This window comes from Kribbella sp. NPDC049227 (assembly GCF_043197265.1).
Classification (GTDB): Bacteria; Actinomycetota; Actinomycetes; order Propionibacteriales; family Kribbellaceae; genus Kribbella.
In genome coordinates, this window is sequence record NZ_JBICST010000001.1 from 689,940 (window position 1) to 707,112 (window position 17,173).

16 protein-coding genes are annotated in these 17,173 nt (G+C 69.0%); 4 read left to right on the forward strand and 12 right to left on the reverse strand.

What is annotated here, in order from left to right:
* Positions 1 to 45 precede the first annotated feature (45 nt).
* Together ACGFH6_RS03470 and ACGFH6_RS03475 are read left to right on the forward strand one after the other, a co-directional pair.
* The gene (locus tag ACGFH6_RS03470) at positions 46 to 1,497 is read left to right on the forward strand and encodes a hypothetical protein (RefSeq protein WP_393380125.1); all 1,452 of its coding nucleotides are present in this window, start codon (positions 46 to 48) and stop codon (positions 1,495 to 1,497) included.
* An 85-nt stretch (positions 1,498 to 1,582) separates the two neighbouring features.
* Positions 1,583 to 2,491: a TIGR03086 family metal-binding protein gene (locus tag ACGFH6_RS03475; protein WP_393380126.1), complete on the forward strand. Its 909-nt coding sequence runs from the start codon at positions 1,583 to 1,585 to the stop codon at positions 2,489 to 2,491.
* On the opposite strand, the gene ACGFH6_RS03480 is transcribed toward ACGFH6_RS03475, so the two are convergent.
* The 11 genes from ACGFH6_RS03480 to groES all read right to left on the reverse strand — a co-directional run bounded on the left by ACGFH6_RS03480 (position 2,488) and on the right by groES (position 14,174).
* Complete coding sequence (locus ACGFH6_RS03480) at positions 2,488 to 2,889, reverse strand: hypothetical protein (protein ID WP_393380128.1); 402 nt, start codon at positions 2,887 to 2,889, stop codon at positions 2,488 to 2,490. The two genes, ACGFH6_RS03475 and ACGFH6_RS03480, sit on opposite strands and share 4 nt — an antisense overlap.
* Positions 2,890 to 2,941: 52 nt before the next feature.
* Positions 2,942 to 3,670, reverse strand: coding sequence for an alpha/beta fold hydrolase (locus ACGFH6_RS03485; RefSeq protein WP_393380129.1), 729 nt, complete (start codon positions 3,668 to 3,670; stop codon positions 2,942 to 2,944).
* Entirely contained in the window at positions 3,667 to 4,773 is a 1,107-nt protein-coding gene (locus ACGFH6_RS03490) for a GuaB3 family IMP dehydrogenase-related protein (protein ID WP_393380131.1), read from the reverse strand. Before ACGFH6_RS03490 ends, ACGFH6_RS03485 begins: the two co-directional genes overlap by 4 nt.
* Before the next feature lie 105 nt (positions 4,774 to 4,878).
* On the reverse strand, positions 4,879 to 5,649 hold the full coding sequence (locus tag ACGFH6_RS03495; RefSeq protein WP_393380133.1) for a hypothetical protein: 771 nt from the start codon (positions 5,647 to 5,649) through the stop codon (positions 4,879 to 4,881).
* Positions 5,649 to 7,655, reverse strand: coding sequence for a hypothetical protein (locus ACGFH6_RS03500; RefSeq protein ID WP_393380135.1), 2,007 nt, complete (start codon positions 7,653 to 7,655; stop codon positions 5,649 to 5,651). Before ACGFH6_RS03500 ends, ACGFH6_RS03495 begins: the two co-directional genes overlap by 1 nt.
* Positions 7,656 to 7,761: 106 nt before the next feature.
* A complete protein-coding gene (gene guaB / locus ACGFH6_RS03505) occupies positions 7,762 to 9,276 on the reverse strand; it encodes an IMP dehydrogenase (RefSeq protein ID WP_393380136.1) in 1,515 nt (504 codons plus the stop codon).
* A gap of 122 nt (positions 9,277 to 9,398) precedes the next feature.
* The gene (locus ACGFH6_RS03510; protein ID WP_393380138.1) at positions 9,399 to 10,757 is read right to left on the reverse strand and encodes a hypothetical protein; all 1,359 of its coding nucleotides are present in this window, start codon (positions 10,755 to 10,757) and stop codon (positions 9,399 to 9,401) included.
* Positions 10,750 to 11,370: an RNA polymerase sigma factor ShbA gene (shbA, locus tag ACGFH6_RS03515; protein WP_131360831.1), complete on the reverse strand. Its 621-nt coding sequence runs from the start codon at positions 11,368 to 11,370 to the stop codon at positions 10,750 to 10,752. The genes ACGFH6_RS03510 and shbA overlap by 8 nt, the downstream gene beginning before the upstream one ends.
* A gap of 233 nt (positions 11,371 to 11,603) precedes the next feature.
* A complete protein-coding gene (locus ACGFH6_RS03520) occupies positions 11,604 to 12,059 on the reverse strand; it encodes a GNAT family N-acetyltransferase (RefSeq protein WP_393380140.1) in 456 nt (151 codons plus the stop codon).
* 70 nt (positions 12,060 to 12,129) lie between these two features.
* Positions 12,130 to 13,749, reverse strand: coding sequence for a chaperonin GroEL (groL, locus tag ACGFH6_RS03525; RefSeq protein ID WP_393380141.1), 1,620 nt, complete (start codon positions 13,747 to 13,749; stop codon positions 12,130 to 12,132).
* 128 nt (positions 13,750 to 13,877) lie between these two features.
* The gene (gene groES, locus ACGFH6_RS03530) at positions 13,878 to 14,174 is read right to left on the reverse strand and encodes a co-chaperone GroES (RefSeq protein ID WP_130384566.1); all 297 of its coding nucleotides are present in this window, start codon (positions 14,172 to 14,174) and stop codon (positions 13,878 to 13,880) included.
* A 282-nt stretch (positions 14,175 to 14,456) separates the two neighbouring features.
* On the opposite strand from groES, the gene ACGFH6_RS03535 reads away from it, so the two are divergent.
* A complete protein-coding gene (locus ACGFH6_RS03535) occupies positions 14,457 to 15,068 on the forward strand; it encodes a peptidoglycan-binding protein (protein ID WP_393380143.1) in 612 nt (203 codons plus the stop codon).
* Positions 15,069 to 15,077: 9 nt separating this feature from the next.
* A complete protein-coding gene (locus tag ACGFH6_RS03540) occupies positions 15,078 to 16,238 on the forward strand; it encodes a methyltransferase domain-containing protein (RefSeq protein ID WP_393380145.1) in 1,161 nt (386 codons plus the stop codon).
* On the opposite strand, the gene ACGFH6_RS03545 is transcribed toward ACGFH6_RS03540, so the two are convergent.
* Positions 16,222 to 17,073 carry a phosphotransferase gene (locus ACGFH6_RS03545; protein ID WP_393380146.1) on the reverse strand — a complete coding sequence of 284 codons (852 nt, stop codon included), beginning with the start codon at positions 17,071 to 17,073 and terminating at the stop codon, positions 16,222 to 16,224. The genes ACGFH6_RS03540 and ACGFH6_RS03545 overlap by 17 nt on opposite strands.
* Between the last annotated feature and the right edge of the window lie 100 nt (positions 17,074 to 17,173).

The window sequence follows — 17,173 nt, forward strand, 5'->3', positions numbered from 1 at the left end:
CCAGTAGGGTGATCCGTTGAACCTGCGAAGGGGTGGAACGTCAAAATGGTTGACAGCGGGGGGCTTTGGACGCCTCCTGAGGACGAGCTCGGCGAGGCTCTGCAGACTGCCCAGTTGCTGATCGAGGAGGGCCGCGCCGACGAGGCCGGGCCGTATCAGCAACGCGTCATCGAGCTGGCCAGGGAGCGGGCCGGGGAACACCCGGACCACTACGAGGCCAAGCACCTGATGGCGGCGACGCAGTACGAGTTGGCCGGCTCCCTGAACGCATCCGGCCGGCACGAGGAAGCGCTTGCCGCCTTGCACGAGGCCCAACTCGGCTACACCGAGCTCAGTGACGCCGGCGTCCTGGACGCGACGTCGTTCCTGGCCGACGTACGCGCGCGGCGGGCGATGACCCAGGCGCATCGCGGTCACGGCGCGACCGCCGTACTGGAGATGGACGGCGCGGTGATCGCGTACGGGCAGCTGGTCAGCGGCCCGGACGGGCCGAAGTACCAGCCGGACTTCGCCCGGGTGCTCGCGATGAACGCGCTGATCCTGCGACGGTACGGCGATCCCGCGCTCGCGGTCGCCTCGGCCGACGCGGCGACCCAGCTGTTCCTGCAGCTGGCCGACCAGATCAACGACAGCCCGCAGTCACTGTCGTACGCGCGGTACCTCTGCTCGGCGACCGCGGTCTCGGCCGACGTGCACGCCGCGGAGGGCAGGCTCGACCTCGCGCTCGAGGCGGACGAGATCGGCCTGACCACGGCCGACACCCTCGCCGACTCCGAGTCGGCGACGGACCTGCGCACGCTCGTCGCCGCGCTGACGCGGAAGGGCAAGCACCTCGGCGTCGTCGGCCGGATCATGGACGGCGAGGCCTGCCTGCGGACGGCGTTCGACACCGACGCGGAGACGGCCGCGCGAGTGACCGAGGAGCTGGACCGTGGTCTCCCGCTGAACCTGGTCTCGGCGCTGGAGAACGCGGAGATCAAGCTCGGGCCGTTCGAGCAGTACCACCGGCTGGTGGCGCTGAGCGAGCCTGCGCCGGGGATGACGCTGGCGACGGTGTCCGGGCGGACCGATCCCGAGTCGGCCGCCGTACGCGCGAGTGAGCTGGCTGAGCTGGTCGGGCCGTTGCTGCTTCAGGATGTGGACGCGGCGCTGACGCTGGGCCTGGAGTCGCATTACCTGTTCGCGATCTCGTCAGAGCGCGAGTCGCATCGGATGCGGTACGAGACAAGCACCTATGCGCCGATCTGGGCGAAGGTGCTGCTCGACATCTCGGCGGCCTACCACCAGGCGGGCCGGAGCGAGATGGCTCTCGACCTGGCCGGCTGGTGCGCGGAGGTCGCGACGGCGCTCATCCCGTTCACCGACGACGACACCGTGATGAAGGACCTGGCCGGCTCCTGCTACCGGCATCACGGCGACCTGCTCGCCGCCACCGGCGACCTGATGGCCTCCCAGCACGCCCACGACGCCGCCGAGCAACTCCAGCTGGGCCGGTAACCGCCGGGTCATTGACGGCCCATCTCCCCGGGCGGACGCTGACGCTTAGTGCTCCGTCACGGAGTACGCAAAGGGGGAGATGGTCATGGATGTGGTGGAACTGCACCGGCGGACGACCGACAACTTCGTCCGGCTGGTCAATGAGGTCGGGCCGGATCAGTGGACCGCGCCGACGCCGTGCGAGGACTGGGACGTGCGAACACTGGTCAACCACGTCGTCGGTGAGGCGCGCTGGACCGTACCGCTGATGGAAGGCCAGACGATCGCCGAGGTCGGCGACTCGCTCGACGGCGACCTGCTCGGCGACGATCCCGTCGCGGCCGCCACCGCTGCCGCCCGCGCCGCCAAGAGCGCCGCGAACCGGCCGATCGACAAGGTGCACCTCTCGTACGGCGAGGAGGATTCGTCGGAGTACCTGCGCCAACTGGCCGCCGACTACCTCGTCCACGGCTGGGATCTGGCCGCGGCGCTCGGTACGGACGCTCAACTCGATGCCGAGGCGGTCGACGAGGTCGCCGCCTGGTTCGCGGAGCGCGAGGACATCTACCGCTCGTCCGGCGCGATCGCCGACCGGGTCGAGGGGTTCACCGAGCCGGCCGACGTACTGATCGGCGCGTTCGGGCGCGATCCGCGCTGGTCGACGGCAGGCGGCGCCATCGCTCGCTTCGGTGCGGCGTTCGACCGGCAGGACCTGGAGGCGGTGATGGCGCTCGTGACCGACGACTGTGTGTTCGAGTCCACCTCGCCGTCGCCGGATGGCGCGCGGTTCGAGGGGGCGGCCGCCGTACGGGCGGAGTGGGAGAAGCTGTTCGCCGGGACCGAGGATCCGCGGTTCGAGACCGAGGAGACGGTGGTTCTCGGCAATCGTGCCGTGGTGCGGTGGCGGTACTCGTGGCGGGAGGCGTCCGGTGAGCGCGGTCATGTGCGCGGGGTCGACGTACTGCGCCTGCGGGACGGGAAGGTGGCGGAGAAGCTGTCCTATGTGAAGGGCTAGCTGTCCTGGACCTCGGTCTTCAGGGCGCCGACGAACAGGCCGGCTTCGACTTCGGTCATGCCTGTCTCGGAGACGACCAGCGCAGTCGCCTGGTGGAGTTCACCCGCGGCCTTGAGGGCGCGGGTGCGCTCGGCCAGGTTCGTGCCCGGCCTGCGGACGAGCGGCGTCCCGGTGGTGGGCGGCACGTACCGGCCGAGGCGGATGTCGTCGACGAGTTCCTTGGCCGCCTTCAGGTCCAGGCCGGTTCGGTCCCGGATCAGTTTGACCGCGTGCACCGTCTTCTTCGTGGTGATCAGGAAGCGCACCTGGTCCACGTCGTCTGCGGAGAGTCTGGCCCGCGCGGCGGCGAGGGCAACGTTGTCTGCGTCCTGGCTGCTCCGTCGGCTGAACAATCCCATGCGGCAATCCTTCCAGAACTCGACAACCAACGAGCACCCGACGCACGTCGGCCTACCCGGCGAGCGTTCTCCGGATCTCGGGCCAGGCGAGGGCTCCGAGTTGGCGGTCGGCCTCGGCCGTTCCACCGCGGGCCATCCGGTGCCCGCCGGTCTTGGCCTGCTCGCCGGGGAACAGCGGCCGGTGCCCGGCTCGCGCCGCGAACACGGTGCGCGTACCGAGTTCGCCGCGCGACCTCGCGATCTGCTCGGCGAACTCCACCGACGGCCAGACCTTGTCGTCCCCGCCCGCGACCAGCAGCACCTCGCCCCGGATCCGTTCCACCGGGATCCGGGCCGCTTCCGCTTCGGCGGCGTACCGCTCGAGGCTCTGCCGGTACCAGCCGACGAAGCTCGGCGGGTCGTCGTCCGCCTTCCAGTCCGGGTCGTACGGCACGAACGGCAGCGGTTCGCCCTGCCAGGTCCACGCGGACGTGAGCGTCCCGGCTTGGGACCATCCCCAGACGTAGGCGCTCGGCGACAACCCGATCACCGCGTCGATCCGTTCGTCACGCGCACCGAGCAGCAGCGCTGCCTCCGCGCCGCGGGACATACCCATCACGACCAGCCGGTCGTTGCGGGCCGCCAGCTCGTCCAGCGGGAACGACTCCAGCGGGATCTCGCTGATCGGTCCGTCGAACCACTGCGGCGCCAGTACGTCGTACCCCTCGGCCTCGAGGATCCGGGCGCGCTCCAGGTCCGGCGTACCGCTGGATCCGTGCAGGAGCAGGACGCCCGTACTCAACCGACGACGACCTCGACCCGCTGGAACTCCTTGAGCTCCGTGTAGCCGGTGGTGGCCATCGCGCGCTTGAGCGCGCCGACCAGGTTCATCGTGCCGTCCGGGACCCAGGACGGGCCGAACAGGATCTGCTCGAGCGTCCCGGTGACGCCGACCTCGACCCGCTCGCCGCGGGGCAGGTCCGCGTGCCAGGCCTCGGCACCCCAGTGGAAGCCGCCGCCCGGTGCGTCGCTCGCCCGGGCCAACGGCGAACCGACCATGACCGCGTCGGCACCACAGGCGATCGCCTTCGCCACGTCGCCGGACCGGCCGACCGACCCGTCGGCGATCACGTGCACGTAGCGACCACCGGACTCGTCCATGTAGTCGCGCCGCGCGGCCGCGACGTCAGCCACCGCCGACGCCATCGGCACGGCGACACCGAGCACCTTGCGCGTGGTGTGCGCCGCACCGCCACCGAAGCCGACCAGTACGCCCGCCGCCCCGGTCCGCATCAGGTGCAACGCTGCCTGGTGCGTCGCGCACCCGCCCACGATCACCGGTACGTCGAGGTCGTAGATGAACTGCTTCAGGTTCAGCGGCTCCGCCTGGCCTGACACATGCTCGGCGGAGACCGTCGTACCGCGGATGACGAACAGGTCGACGCCGGCGTCCACGACATGCTTGGCGAACTGCTTGGTCCGCTGGGGCGACAGCGCGCCGGCGACGGTGACGCCGGAGTCGCGGATCTCCTGCACCCGCTGCGAGATCAGCTCGGGCTTGATCGGCGCCGAGTAGATCTCCTGCAACCGGGTGGTCGCCTGCTCCAGGCTGATCGACGTGATCTCCTCGAGCAGGCTGGTCGGGTCCTCGTACCGGGTCCAGAGGCCTTCGAGGTTGAGTACGCCGAGACCGCCGGCCTTGCCGATCGCGATCGCGCTGGCCGGCGACATCACCGAGTCCATCGGCGCGGCCAGGATCGGCAACTCGAACCGGTAGGCGTCGATCTGCCAGGCCACCGAGACCTCCTCGGGGTCCCGCGTCCGCCGCGACGGCACGATCGCGATGTCGTCGAACGCGTACGCCTGCCGCCCCCGCTTCGCGCGGCCGATCTCGATCTCGGTCATGCCCGCAGCCTACCGGCCGCTCCACCCCAGGTCAGGACGCCCCCGAACCCCCAGGTGACCGGCCCTTCGAACATCCGTGTACGAACAACCCCTCCAGGTCCGGTCTCACGCGGTCGGCTCAGGCGGCGGGTCAGGCCAGCTGCGCTGCCGTTCCAGCTCCGCTCGCAACTTGGGACCGAGGAGGCTTTCAATCTCGGCGCCGCGGTCGCCTGGGTTCGGCAGCATTTCGACGAACGAGACCGCGATCACGTTGTCGACATCCGCATCCGCGCCGTACTCCGTTTCCAGGAAGTCGACAAGCGGCCGCACGACCTGACCACGCCCGGAGGCGACGAGGTCGGCAGCCTCCAACACGATCTCGCCCATGAACGCGTGCGGCAGCGGGCGCCCCCGGTGTTCCTCAGCATGCGATACGACTCGACTACGGAGTCCTGGGACGGCGTCACCCAGCCGATAGAGAAAGTCCACCGTAGCCGCAGGCACCGACTGGATGTCTGCTTGGAACCGACGCAGGCGAGCCGCTCGGAGCCGGGGCTCGAGGAGCTCAAGAACGCCCGCGTATCTGCCATCCGGCTCCGGAAGATTCGCTACGAAGGTCGTTTCGATCAACTCGTCGATCTCAGGATCGTGACCGAGCTCCGACTCGAGGAATGCGAAGAGGTGACGCATGGTCGCGACGTCCTCAGGAGGGCCCTCCATCGCACGTCGTCCGCAGTCCAGCGCGAGATCCTGCAGGAATCCTTGGAGGTCCGGCGCTCCGAGTCCAAGTTCGGCGTACTCCTCAGCGTTGGTCTGCCGAAACAACTCCATTTCAGGGCGGAGACTCGGCACCGCCGCATACAGTCGCTGTTCCAGTGCATCCTCGGCTTCGGACATCAGTTCGGCCTCTTCGTATTCAGTGCGTTGGTCAATCGCTTCATCAGAGCCCGGGCGATCCTGATGTCACGGGCGGAAGCATCAGGATGCCGCTCGACCCAGTTCGCCAGGTCCCTCTTGGTCTGCTCAGCCTTCTGGATGTGACGCGTCCAATGGGTCCGTCGACCGGTCAGGAGCTCGTTCCGTACGGCGTCCATTGTGGTGCCATCACCCGTCCGTTTCGGATTGGAGGTCCCTTTGTAGAGGTTCTTGACGATGTCCTGGAGCTTGCCGTCGGCAACGACAGGCATCTCGGCCGGCGGCTGCTGCTCGAGCCCGCGCGGCTCGCTCTCAGGTTGTCGAGACGATCCACTGGAACTGCCCGTGGTGGTCCGGCCTCGGGCGCCGGCGGTCATGAGGAGGATGCCGGAGAGGCCTAGGGCGGTGGCGGCTTCGGTGGTGATGGCGGTGGTGATGATGCCGCCGGTGGCGAGGGCCAGGGCGCCAGGTGGGAAGAGGGCGAAGAGGGCCAGGACGGTCAGGGTGAAGCCGACGATCAGGAGTACGTCGTCCAGGGCGTCCAGGAGATGGGCGTTGACGGCGAGGTGGTCGTCGGGTTCGGTGCCGGTGAGCCGGAGGTAGAGGAGGAGGGTGCCGATGCAGAGTGCACCTAGGGCCACCAGGACGCGGAGACGGGCTGCGGCGATCAGGTCGCCGAGGGGTGACTTGGCGGTACGGCGTACTTCGAACAAACCCGCGATAAGTCGCCAGAGGATCCAGAGAAGGGCAACGGCTGCGGACCCGAGCATCACCTTGGCGCCAGCGCCGGTGGCGAGCGATTGCTGGAGACCTGCTCTGGACGGGAAGGATCCGACAATCGCGAGTAGCAGGGCTGGGATCATCAGAGCCAGCCAGACGATGGCCAGTAGTGCTCGGCGTTTCCACCTGATGGCCGCGAGGAGGGTCTGCCGGACGTGGAGGCCGCGCCAGGCCTGACGATCCCCCGCTGCTTGCATCTCGGTGACGATCTCGCTGACGACGCCACGGAGCGGCTCGGCCGTGGCAGGTGTGGTTCGAGCGGCGAGATACCACAGCGATCGGCGTACGAGGATGAAGCGCGACGCGACCCAGCCGCTCCACGGGAGGGCGGTCAGGCTGAAGCGGAGTACGGCGAGTCGACCACCAGGGAGCAGCGCTCCGCGTACGACGGACCTGGCCCGGTGCAAGGTCCTCAGGTCAAGGGCCATCGCGATCGCGAGTCCGACGAGAGGCACGAGCCAGAGGACATTCTCCAGCGCGCTGTTGAACGGCTCGGCCGACGACTTCGAGTTGACCGCGACGTAATTGTGCAAGGTGTGCAGGCCACAGGCGACGCCGATCGGAAGTAGACCGAACAGCTTGGCCCACCGTCGTCCCCGGAGCAGGAGCCCAATGCCCAGGGCCGCGAGCGCCGACCACGCCAGGTGGATGCTCGTGCCGGACGAGAGGGACCCGAGCTTCATCAGGTCGGAAACGTCGAGCGAGCCGGCCGGGGCCGGGAACGCCGTCGAGAGGACCTGCTTGATTCCTGGGATGTACGGCGAGCTGAAGCCCGGCAGGATCCAGCCGCCGCCCGAGATCGGAATGGCCTGGTCAGAGTCAGTCCCGAAGCGGCCGACGGCTTCGAGCAAGCCGAAGCCTGCACCCAGGGCGGCGCCGAGGACGACGTAGTCGGTGAGACCGTGCTGGAGACGCGAGCGGACGTTGATGCCGATCAGGAGCAGCGGCACGATCTTGACCAGCTCTTCGATGGTCGGATCGATCGTGTAGCTCGCCTGCCTGATCGCATCCGACAACTGCAGGTCAGAGCCGGCCGCGAGGCCCCGCGCCACGAGGAGCTCGAGCACCAGCCCCAGTGCTCCACATGCGTAGACACCGACCGCGACGGTCAGGAGTGCTGTCGGAAGGCGGATTGTGCGGGTGGGCCAGGCGAGGACGAGGAGTTGGAGGACGCCGTACAGCGTGGCGGCCAGCATCAGCAGAACCATGAAGCCCCAGCCATCCGGTACGCAGAGTCACCGGAGGTTAACTGGCTGGAGGGTCAGTGGACGAAGAACTGCCCCGCACAGGTTGTGCGGGGCAGTTCGGAGGTGGTCAGTGGCCGGAGTAGTTGGGGGCTTCGACTGTCATCTGGATGTCGTGGGGGTGGGACTCCTGGAGGCCGGCTGAGGTGATGCGGACGAAGCGGCCCTTCTCCTGGAGCTCCGGGACGGTGCGGGAGCCGCAGTAGAACATCGACTGGCGGAGGCCGCCGATGAGCTGGTGCGCTACGGCGGCCAGCGGGCCGCGGTAGGGGACCTGGCCCTCGACGCCTTCGGCGATGAGCTTCTCGTCGCTGCCGACGTCGCTCTGGAAGTAGCGGTCCTTGGAGTAGGACTTGCGCAGGCCGCCGGCCGACGACATCGCGCCGAGCGAACCCATTCCGCGGTAGGCCTTGAACTGCTTGCCGTTGATGAAGACCAGGTCGCCCGGCGACTCCTCGCAACCGGCCAGCAGCGAGCCCAGCATCACGGTGTCCGCGCCGGCGACGAGCGCCTTGGCGATGTCACCGGAGTACTGCAGGCCGCCGTCCCCGATCACCGGTACGCCGGCCGGCTTGCACGCCAGCGATGCCTCGTAGATCGCGGTGACCTGCGGAACCCCGACGCCCGACACGACACGCGTCGTACAGATCGAGCCCGGTCCGACGCCGACCTTGACGCCGTCCGCGCCGGCCTCGACCAGAGCCGCGGCGCCCTCGCGGGTGCCGACGTTGCCGCCGACAATGTCCACGCCGCGGGTCGCCGAGTCCGCCTTGAGCCTGCGGATGATCTCCAGCTGCGCCTGCGAGTGACCGTGCGCGGTGTCCACGACGAGTACGTCGACACCCGCCTCGACCAGCGTCATCGCGCGCTTGTACGCCTCGCCGAAGAAGCCGATCGCGGCGCCGACCATCAACCGGCCGGAGCCGTCCTTGGTGGACAGCGGGAACTTGTCGCGCTTGACGAAGTCCTTCAGCGTGATCAGGCCGGTCAGCTTGCCGGCGTCGTCGACCAGCGGCAGCTTCTCCACCTTGTGCTTGCTGAGCAGCGCCATCGCGTCGTCGGCGGAGATGCCCTGCTTGCCGGTGATCAGCGGCTGCTTGGTCATCACCTCGCGCACCGGCCGGGACAGGTCGTTCTCGAACCGCATGTCGCGGTTCGTCACGATGCCGACGAGTACGCCGGCGTTGTCCACCACCGGGACGCCGGAGATCCGGTACTGCGCGCAGAGCGCGTCGGCCTCGCCGATGCTGGCGTCGGGGCCGATGGTGATCGGCTGCGCGATCATGCCGGATTCGGAACGCTTGACCAGGTCGACCTGCTGGGCCTGGTCCTCGATCGAGAGGTTGCGGTGCAGGACACCGAGGCCGCCCTGGCGGGCCATGGCGATCGCCATCCGTGCCTCGGTGACGGTGTCCATCGCGCTGGACAGCAGCGGGATGTTCACCTCGATGTTGCGGCTGACCCGGGACCGGGTGCTCGCTTCGGACGGGATGACGTCGGACTCGTTGGGCTGCAGCAGCACGTCGTCGAAGGTGAGGCCGAGGACTGCGAACTTGTCGGGAACTCCAGCGGGTGTGATGTCCATGGGGGAAACAGGCACCTTTGCACGGCGAGATCGGAACCCCATCCTAGCCGCGCCGCACGAGTCCCCCGAACCGCCCGGTCACACCACCCCCGCCGCGGACCGGCGGCGGGGTGGTGTGCGGGTCAGTTCGTCCGCTTGTTGACCACGCCCAGGATCTGCAGCACGGTCTTGTCCTCCAGCGAGCCGTGGGTGCGCTCGATGGCGGCGTGCCTGCCCTCGGCGTACTGGCCGGTGGAGTGCTTGCCCTTGGCGTAGTCCACCTTCACGGAACCGGTCGCGACCTCGCCGCTGGAGTGCTTCGCGTCCGTGGTGCCGCTGAAGAACGTCTCGGCACTCTTCAGCTCGGCCACGACCCCGGACGGGGTCGGCAGCACCGGCAGGACCTTCTCCAGCAGGCCGGTCAGGCCGCCGCCCGCAGGCGTCTGGTCGTCACCGGGCGCGTCGTCGCCAGGCGGCTGGTCGGCGCTCGGCTTCTGCTCGTCACCAGGCTGATCGGGCGCCGGGTTCGTGTCGCCCGGGGCCGTCTGGCTGCCGCTGCCCGAACCGGCGTCGCCGCCGGTGCTCGAGTCGCTGGAGCCCGTGCCGGTGTCGCCGCTCGGCGGCGCCGTCGGGCTGCCGGTGTCCGTGCCGGTCTCGCCGTTGGCCGGCGGGGTCGACGGCGGGTCGGTCGGCTCCGTGGCCGGCGGCGTCGTCGGGTCCGTCGGCGGCGGCGTAGTCGGGTCCGTCGTCGGGTCCTGGGTCGGATCCGTGGTCGGGTCCTGTGTCGGGTCCGACGTGGGCGGGTCCGTCGGGTCGGAGCCCGGCTCGTCGGTCTTGCCGTCGCCCGTCTGGTCCGGCGGCTGCGTCGTCTGCGTGGTCGGCGGCGCCACCGGCTGCTGGATGATGCTCGGCAGCTCCTTCGGGAGCGGCCGGGCCAGCGGCGGGTTCACGTCGGTGGTCGCCTGCGGGAGCTGGTCGGCCGCGACGGTCTCGTCGGACTTCGCCTTCTCCTCGGCGGCCTTCTCTTCCTGCTTCTTCTGGTAGTCCTTGGCGACCTTGACGATCTTGGTCTTGTCGACCACCGGCATACCGTCGAGCTGTTCCTTCGGGAAGCTGGTCTGCGGGCGGACCGCGTCGACCATCTTCTCGATGACCTTCTCGTACGGCGACAACGGGTCGCCGGTGACCGCGGCGGCCACTCCGGAGACCGACAGCGCGGCCACGGCGGCGACACCGAGTGCCAGACCGCGGGCCGCCACCTTGCGGGCGAACGGGTCCGTCACCGGGTTCAGAGCCGCGCAGCGCGCCAGGAAGCTCTCCGGGTCGTCGATCGTCTCGACCGGGAGCTCGTCCTCGACCTCCACCGCGAGCCGTAGCTCGGCCAGCAGCTTGACGGCCGGGTCGTGCTCTCCCGCGCCGAGCGCGGTCTCCCCACCAGCGGCCAGCAGGTCGAGTAGTGCGTCATCAGCGTCGATCGCGTCGAGGTCGAAACGGTCAGCCATGATGCCCCTCCCCTGCTCCTCGTTCCAGCTGTGCCTCATGCCCCACAAACCCCCTGAGCGTGTTCAACGCTCGATGTTGTGCGACCCTCACCGCCCCCGGTGTCATCCCCAGTGCCCGGCCGGTCTCCTCGGCTGACATCCCCGCTACCACCCGGAGCCGCAGGATCTCCCGCAGCTTCTCCGGCAACTTGTCCAGCAGCCCCATGATGTGCTGGACCTCCGAATGCCGGACCGCGTGCTCCTCCGGCGTCGGTGACTCGTCCGCGCCGTCCGGCAGGTCCGGCGTCGAAACGTCGGCCACCGCGAACGCACGCTGGGCATCGGCGACCTTGCGGGCCGCGATGCCGTAGACGAAAGCCTCGAAGGGCCTCCCCTCGTCGCGGTACCGGCCGAGAGCGCCGAACACCGCGACACAAACCTCCTGCGCGACGTCGTCGACCATGTCGGCGCCGCCCGGATAGGTCCACAGCCTCGACCGCACATAGCGGTGGGCCACGGCACGCACCCTGGTGAGCAGGTCGTTCAGAGCTGTCCGATCGCCTTCGCTCGCGCGCGCGGCAAGATCTCGAAGCTCGACCCGGTCGTGGGTGTGTGGTACTTGGACCTCGGTCACCCTCGCCCCCCTCGTGTCGGACCGGTCAGCCTGAAAGATGGTACGGCTCTCACCTTCCCTTGCCTAGTGGCAATTCGTGATCACCACCAGATTCTGGTCACGATCTGTCACTACTGCCCCGTACGGATCCCGTACTGCGCGATCTCCCGAAAGATCGTGGTCCGCACATGCCCAGTTCGGCCGCCGCGGTATCTCAGATTAAGACAGCGGGCGGGTCTCACAGTGAGACGTCCCTAGCTGGGGGCCTCGAAGTGGATGAGCTCGGAGGCCTGGTCGCCGCCCCAGTCGATCGGGGTGCGGCCGGTCTCCCGCCATCCGGCCCGCCGGTACAGCCGCTCGGCCGCGCCGCGATTGCCGACGACCTCCAAGGACAGCTTCCGCCCGAGCTCGGCCGCCGCCTTCACCGAATGGTCCAGCAACTGCCGTCCGATCCCCGCGCGAGTCGCCTTCGGATCCACGAACAACCGCTCCACGGACACCCCGTCAGACCCGTTGGCGGTCAGCGCCACGTGCCCCACCACGCGCCCGTCGCTGACGGCCACCCAGCACCCGAGCCCGTCCTCCGGCGTCAGCCACTTCCGCGCATCCGCCGGCCAGTTCACCGGATACCCAGCCACCTCATGCACATCCCGCAACAGCCGGACGCAGATGTCCAGATCCTGCTCGCCACGTTCTCTGATCAGCGTCACGAGCCCATCCCAACAGAACACCGCCCCGGCAGGACTGCCGGGGCGGTGCTGTGGAACTACTCCCTGAGGATCAGTGACCGTGACCGTGGCCGTGACCGGCTGCGGCGGGCTCCTCTTCCTCGGGCTTGTCGACCACCAGGGTCTCGGTGGTCAGCAGCAGCGCGGCGATCGAGCCGGCGTTGGCGAGCGCGGACCGGGTCACCTTGACCGGGTCCAGCACGCCCTGGGCCAGCAGGTCGCCGTACTCGCCGGTGGCGGCGTTGAAGCCGCTCCCGGACTCGAGCTCGGCAACCTTCGAGGTCACCACGTAGCCCTCGTAACCGCCGTTCTCGGCGATCCAGCGCAGCGGCTCGACGATCGACTTGCGAACGATCCGCACGCCGGTGGCCTCGTCGCCCTCGAGGTCGAGGTCGCCGTCCAGCACGGTGGACGCGTGCACGAGAGCGGAGCCGCCACCGGCGACGATGCCCTCCTCGATCGCGGCCCGGGTCGCGGACACCGCGTCCTCGATCCGGTGCTTCTTCTCCTTCAGCTCGACCTCGGTGGCCGCGCCGACCTTGATGACGCAGACGCCGCCGGCCAGCTTGGCCAGCCGCTCCTGCAGCTTCTCGCGGTCCCAGTCGGAGTCGGTGCGCTCGATCTCGGCCTTGATCTGGTTGACCCGGCCCTCGATGTCGTCGGACTTGCCGGCGCCCTCGACCACCGTGGTGTTGTCCTTGGAGACCACGATCCGGCGCGCCGAACCGAGCACCTCCAGCCCGACCTGGTCCAGCTTCAGCCCGACCTCCGGAGCAACGACCTGCGCGCCGGTCAGCGCGGCCAGGTCCTCCAGCATCGCCTTGCGGCGGTCACCGAAGCCCGGCGCCTTGACGGCGACGGAGGTGAAGTTGCCGCGGATCTTGTTCACCACGAGGGTGGACAGGGCCTCGGCCTCGACGTCCTCGGAGATGATCAGCAGGGTCTTGCCGGACTGCACAACCTTCTCCAGCAGCGGCAGCAGGTCCGCGATCGCGGAGATCTTGCCCTGGTTGATCAGGATGTACGGGTCCTCCAGCACCGCTTCGCCGGCCTCGGCGTCGGTGATGAAGTACGGCGAGATGTAGCCCTTGTCGAACTGCATGCCCTCGGTGAACTCGAGCTCGGTGCCGAACGTGTTCGACTCCTCGACGGTGATCACACCGTCCTTGCCGACCTTGTCGAAGGCGTCCGCGATCAGGGCGCCGATCTCGGCGTCCCGGGCGGAGATGGTGGCGACGTGCGCCATGTCGCCCTTGTCGTCCACCGCGCGAGCGGTGTCGACCAGCTTGGCGGAGACAGCCTCGACGGCCGCCTCGATACCGCGCTTGAGGCCCATCGGGTTGGCGCCGGCGGCGACCGCCCGCAGGCCCTCGTGCACCAGTGCCTGCGCCAGCACCGTCGCGGTGGTGGTGCCGTCACCGGCGATGTCGTTGGTCTTGGTGGCGACCTCCTTGGCCAGCTGCGCACCAAGGTTCTCGAACGGGTCGTCCAGCTCGACCTCACGGGCGACGGTGACACCGTCGTTGGTGATGGTCGGGGCGCCCCACTTCTTGTCCAGGACGACGTAGCGGCCCTTCGGCCCCAGCGTCACCTTCACCGTGTTCGCGAGCTTGTCGACGCCGCGCTCCAGCGCGCGCCGAGCGTTCTCGTCGAACTCGAGGATCTTCGGCATGAAAAATCCAGTCCCTCTCTGAAATTCGCGCTTTCGTGACAGCAGTTCCGGGCTCGCTGCCCCGGACCGACTCCGCCCCGGCGCCGGAGGGCACCAGGGCGGTGTCAGTCAGGAACAGCGAGCGGCCGTCACTTGCTGACGACTGCGAGGATGTCGCGGGCGCCCAGGATCAGGTAGTCCTGGCCGTCGTACTTGACCTCGGTGCCGCCGTACTTGGAGTAGATGACCTTGTCGCCGACAGCGACGTCCAGCGGGACGCGGTTGCCGTTGTCGTCGATCCGGCCGGGGCCGACGGCGAGGATCTCGCCCTCCTGGGGCTTCTCCTTGGCGGTGTCCGGGATCACCAGGCCGGACTTCGTGGTCTGCTCGGCTTCGAGCGGCGCGACGAGGACGCGGTCCTCGAGCGGCTTGATCGTGACCGACACTTGCTGACCTCCACGGTCGATTTGCTTGTCTGCAGTTCAGGGTGGTCGCGCTCCCCTGCCGTCGCGGGGGTCAGAGGCCGGACCGCTGGCACCCTCGGGTGGAGAGTGCCAACACCGAATCTAGGCCGCGATTAGCACTCGGTCAACTCGAGTGCCAGACTTCCTCTGTCGGCGGAGTCTGTGACCGGCCGGGTACGGATTGTGGTCGAACGCTGGGCCTGACCCCGGTCGCCGTGCGACCGTTTCCCCAGGAGGGCATCCCAGCGGGTCCGAGGAGCGACCATGGCCATCAGCTTCCCGTCTCTACCCCAGCTGTCCGGGCGCACCATCGCGGTCCTTGCCGCGGTGGGCGCGGTGGCCGTCGGACTGGTCGCCGCCGGAGCGTCGAAGGACCAGCCGGCCACCCCGAGCGTTGCAGCTCCCGCCGCGGATCAGCCGGCGGAGCAGGCCCCGGCCGATCAGTCGACCGACACGACCCGCACGTCCGCCGAGGCAGAGACCAAGGCCGCGGCCGCACTGCCACAGTGCCGCGCGGCCATCCTGGTTCCGGTCAACAGCAGCTGGGGCATCCCGATGCCGTCGATCTACGCGAGCAAGAGCACCACCTGCAACCTCATGTACGGCGACGACCCGAATCGCGGCTCCACCGTGTACGGCGACCCCGACACCGCGATCCAGGTCCTGCAGCGCAACCTGAACTTCTGCTACGGCACCCACCTCGCAGTCGACGGCCTTTACGGCAGCAACACTCGCGCAGCGGTCAAGACGGTGCAGCGCAAGCACAAGCTCGTGGTGGACGGCATCTACGGGCCCAAGACCCGCTCGGCCATGAACTGGCGCCTCTACTCCTCCGCCACCAACAGCTGGAGCAGGAGCTGCTCGAGCCCGCTCTAAAGTTGCGGGGTGACTGTCACCGCGTTGCTGGACGGGCCGGGCGCCGAGGTGCTCGCTGAGGCCTGCGCGGCGTACCAGCCCGGCAAGGAGCTGCAGCTGGTCGAGAGGCTGCGGCGCAGGTACGACGCGACGCTTGTGACGATCGCGGTCACCCAGGCATCGCTGCGGCACCGGGCCGTCGCCAAGTTCGGAGCGGATGCGGACCGGATGTACTTCACCCCGGACGGTCTGGAGCAAGCCACCAGGACCACGGTCGGCACGCACCGGGCCGCACGCATCGCAGCGGCGTTGCCGGGCAGCAGTGTGGTCGACCTGGGCTGCGGAATCGGTGGCGACCTGATCAGTGCGGCCCGCGCCGGCCTGCGGGTCACGGGCGTCGAACGCGACCCGGAGACAGCAGCTACAGCCCGCGCCAACCTGGCCGCGCTCGGCCTGCCCGGTGAGGTCATGGTCGGGGACGCCGAGTTCACCGAGCTCACGCCGTACGACGTGGTGTTCGCGGACCCTGCTCGGCGGGCCGATGGTCGGCGCGTGTTCGACCACAATGCCTACTCGCCTCCGTGGACCTTTGTCACCGAGCTCCTGCAGCGCACTGCCTGCGTGAAGGTCGCGCCTGGCATCCCGCACGACGCCGTACCCGAGGACGTCGAGGCGGAGTGGATCTCCGACGCCGGTGAGGTGAAGGAGGCCGCTCTGTGGTCCGGGGCGCTCTACACCGGCACCCCGCGGCGGGCGACGTTGCTGCCCAGTGGCGTGAGCGTGGCGGATGCACCCGAGGCTGAGAGCGGTCCGGTCGAGCGGTACATCTATGAGCCGGATGGTGCCGTTGTGCGGGCCGGTCTGGTGACCGCAGTGGGCGCTGCAGTCGACGGGTGGCTGCTCGACCCGCGGATCGCGTACGTCACCGCACCGAAGCTCGTGCCGACCCCGCTCGCGTCAGCGTACGAGGTGGTGGAGGAGCTGCCGTACAAGGAGAAGGCGCTGCGGTCCTGGGTCCGCACGCAGGGCATCGGCACGCTCGAGATCAAGAAGCGCGGGGTGGACGTCGACCCGGCCCAGCTCCGGAAGAAGCTCTCTCCGAAGGGTCCGGGCACAGCCACCCTGATCATCACGCGCATTGGTCGCGACGCCGTCGCCTACTCCTGCCGCCGGGTCAAGATCGAGCCCTGAGCCATTCGAGCGCCGCCAGGCCCAGGCCCTGCTTGTACTCGCCGATCGGACCAGGACCGGCGCCCTTCATGCAGAAGCCCGCGTGGGCGGCCAGGATGGCACTGAGGTCGTCACGGTCGAGACGGGCGGTCAGCGGATGCTTGGCGGCGTACGGCTCGGGATCGAGACCGTGCCAGGCGGCGGTGGACGGGAGCGCGATCACGTCGAGGGACGCCGATCCACGGCGGGCGTGCGGCCAGTCGACGAAGTACACCTGCTCGGCGCCGAGCAGGATGTTGTGCGGGTAGAGATCGCCGTGCACCAGTTCGTTGCCCTGGACAACCTCCAGGCCGCGGTCCTCCAGGGCGATCAGGTGCGTCCGATCCCAGCCGGGTACGTCGCGCGCCTCGCGCCAGCCGCCGAGTCGCGGGAAGTCGGTGGGCAGACCGTCCGGCGCCGGGTGGGCGGTGATCGCCTCCAGGACCCGCTCCAGCTCATCCGGTCGCCACGGATGCTGCGGTTCGCGGCCGTCGACGTATTCGAAGACGAGGACCAGATAGGCGCCGTACGACGCTGTGCCGATGAGACGGGGCGCGGACACACCGGACGGGAGTCGCGTCGTGATGCGCGCCTCGTCCACATACATCGCGTACTCGATCGGCCAGTCCTCGCTGGAGATCGCCTTCGCGAACACACGCCGTCCATCGACCAGGTCGAGCTGGGACGCCAGTCCGGGCGAGTAGCCGCCAGCGCAGTTCGTGGCGGACGTGACCCGGCCGCCGGCAAGCTCCTCGATCAGCGCACGCACGGGCTCCGGGAGGCCCTCCCACCGGAGTCTGTCCTTGCTGGCTGGCATGCTGTGAACTCCCTTCGGGCCGGACTTGCATTGTGAGTGCATTCGAACATATGATCGATCTCGCGAGCGGGTCCCCGGGTGACCTGCCGGTGGGCGAGGT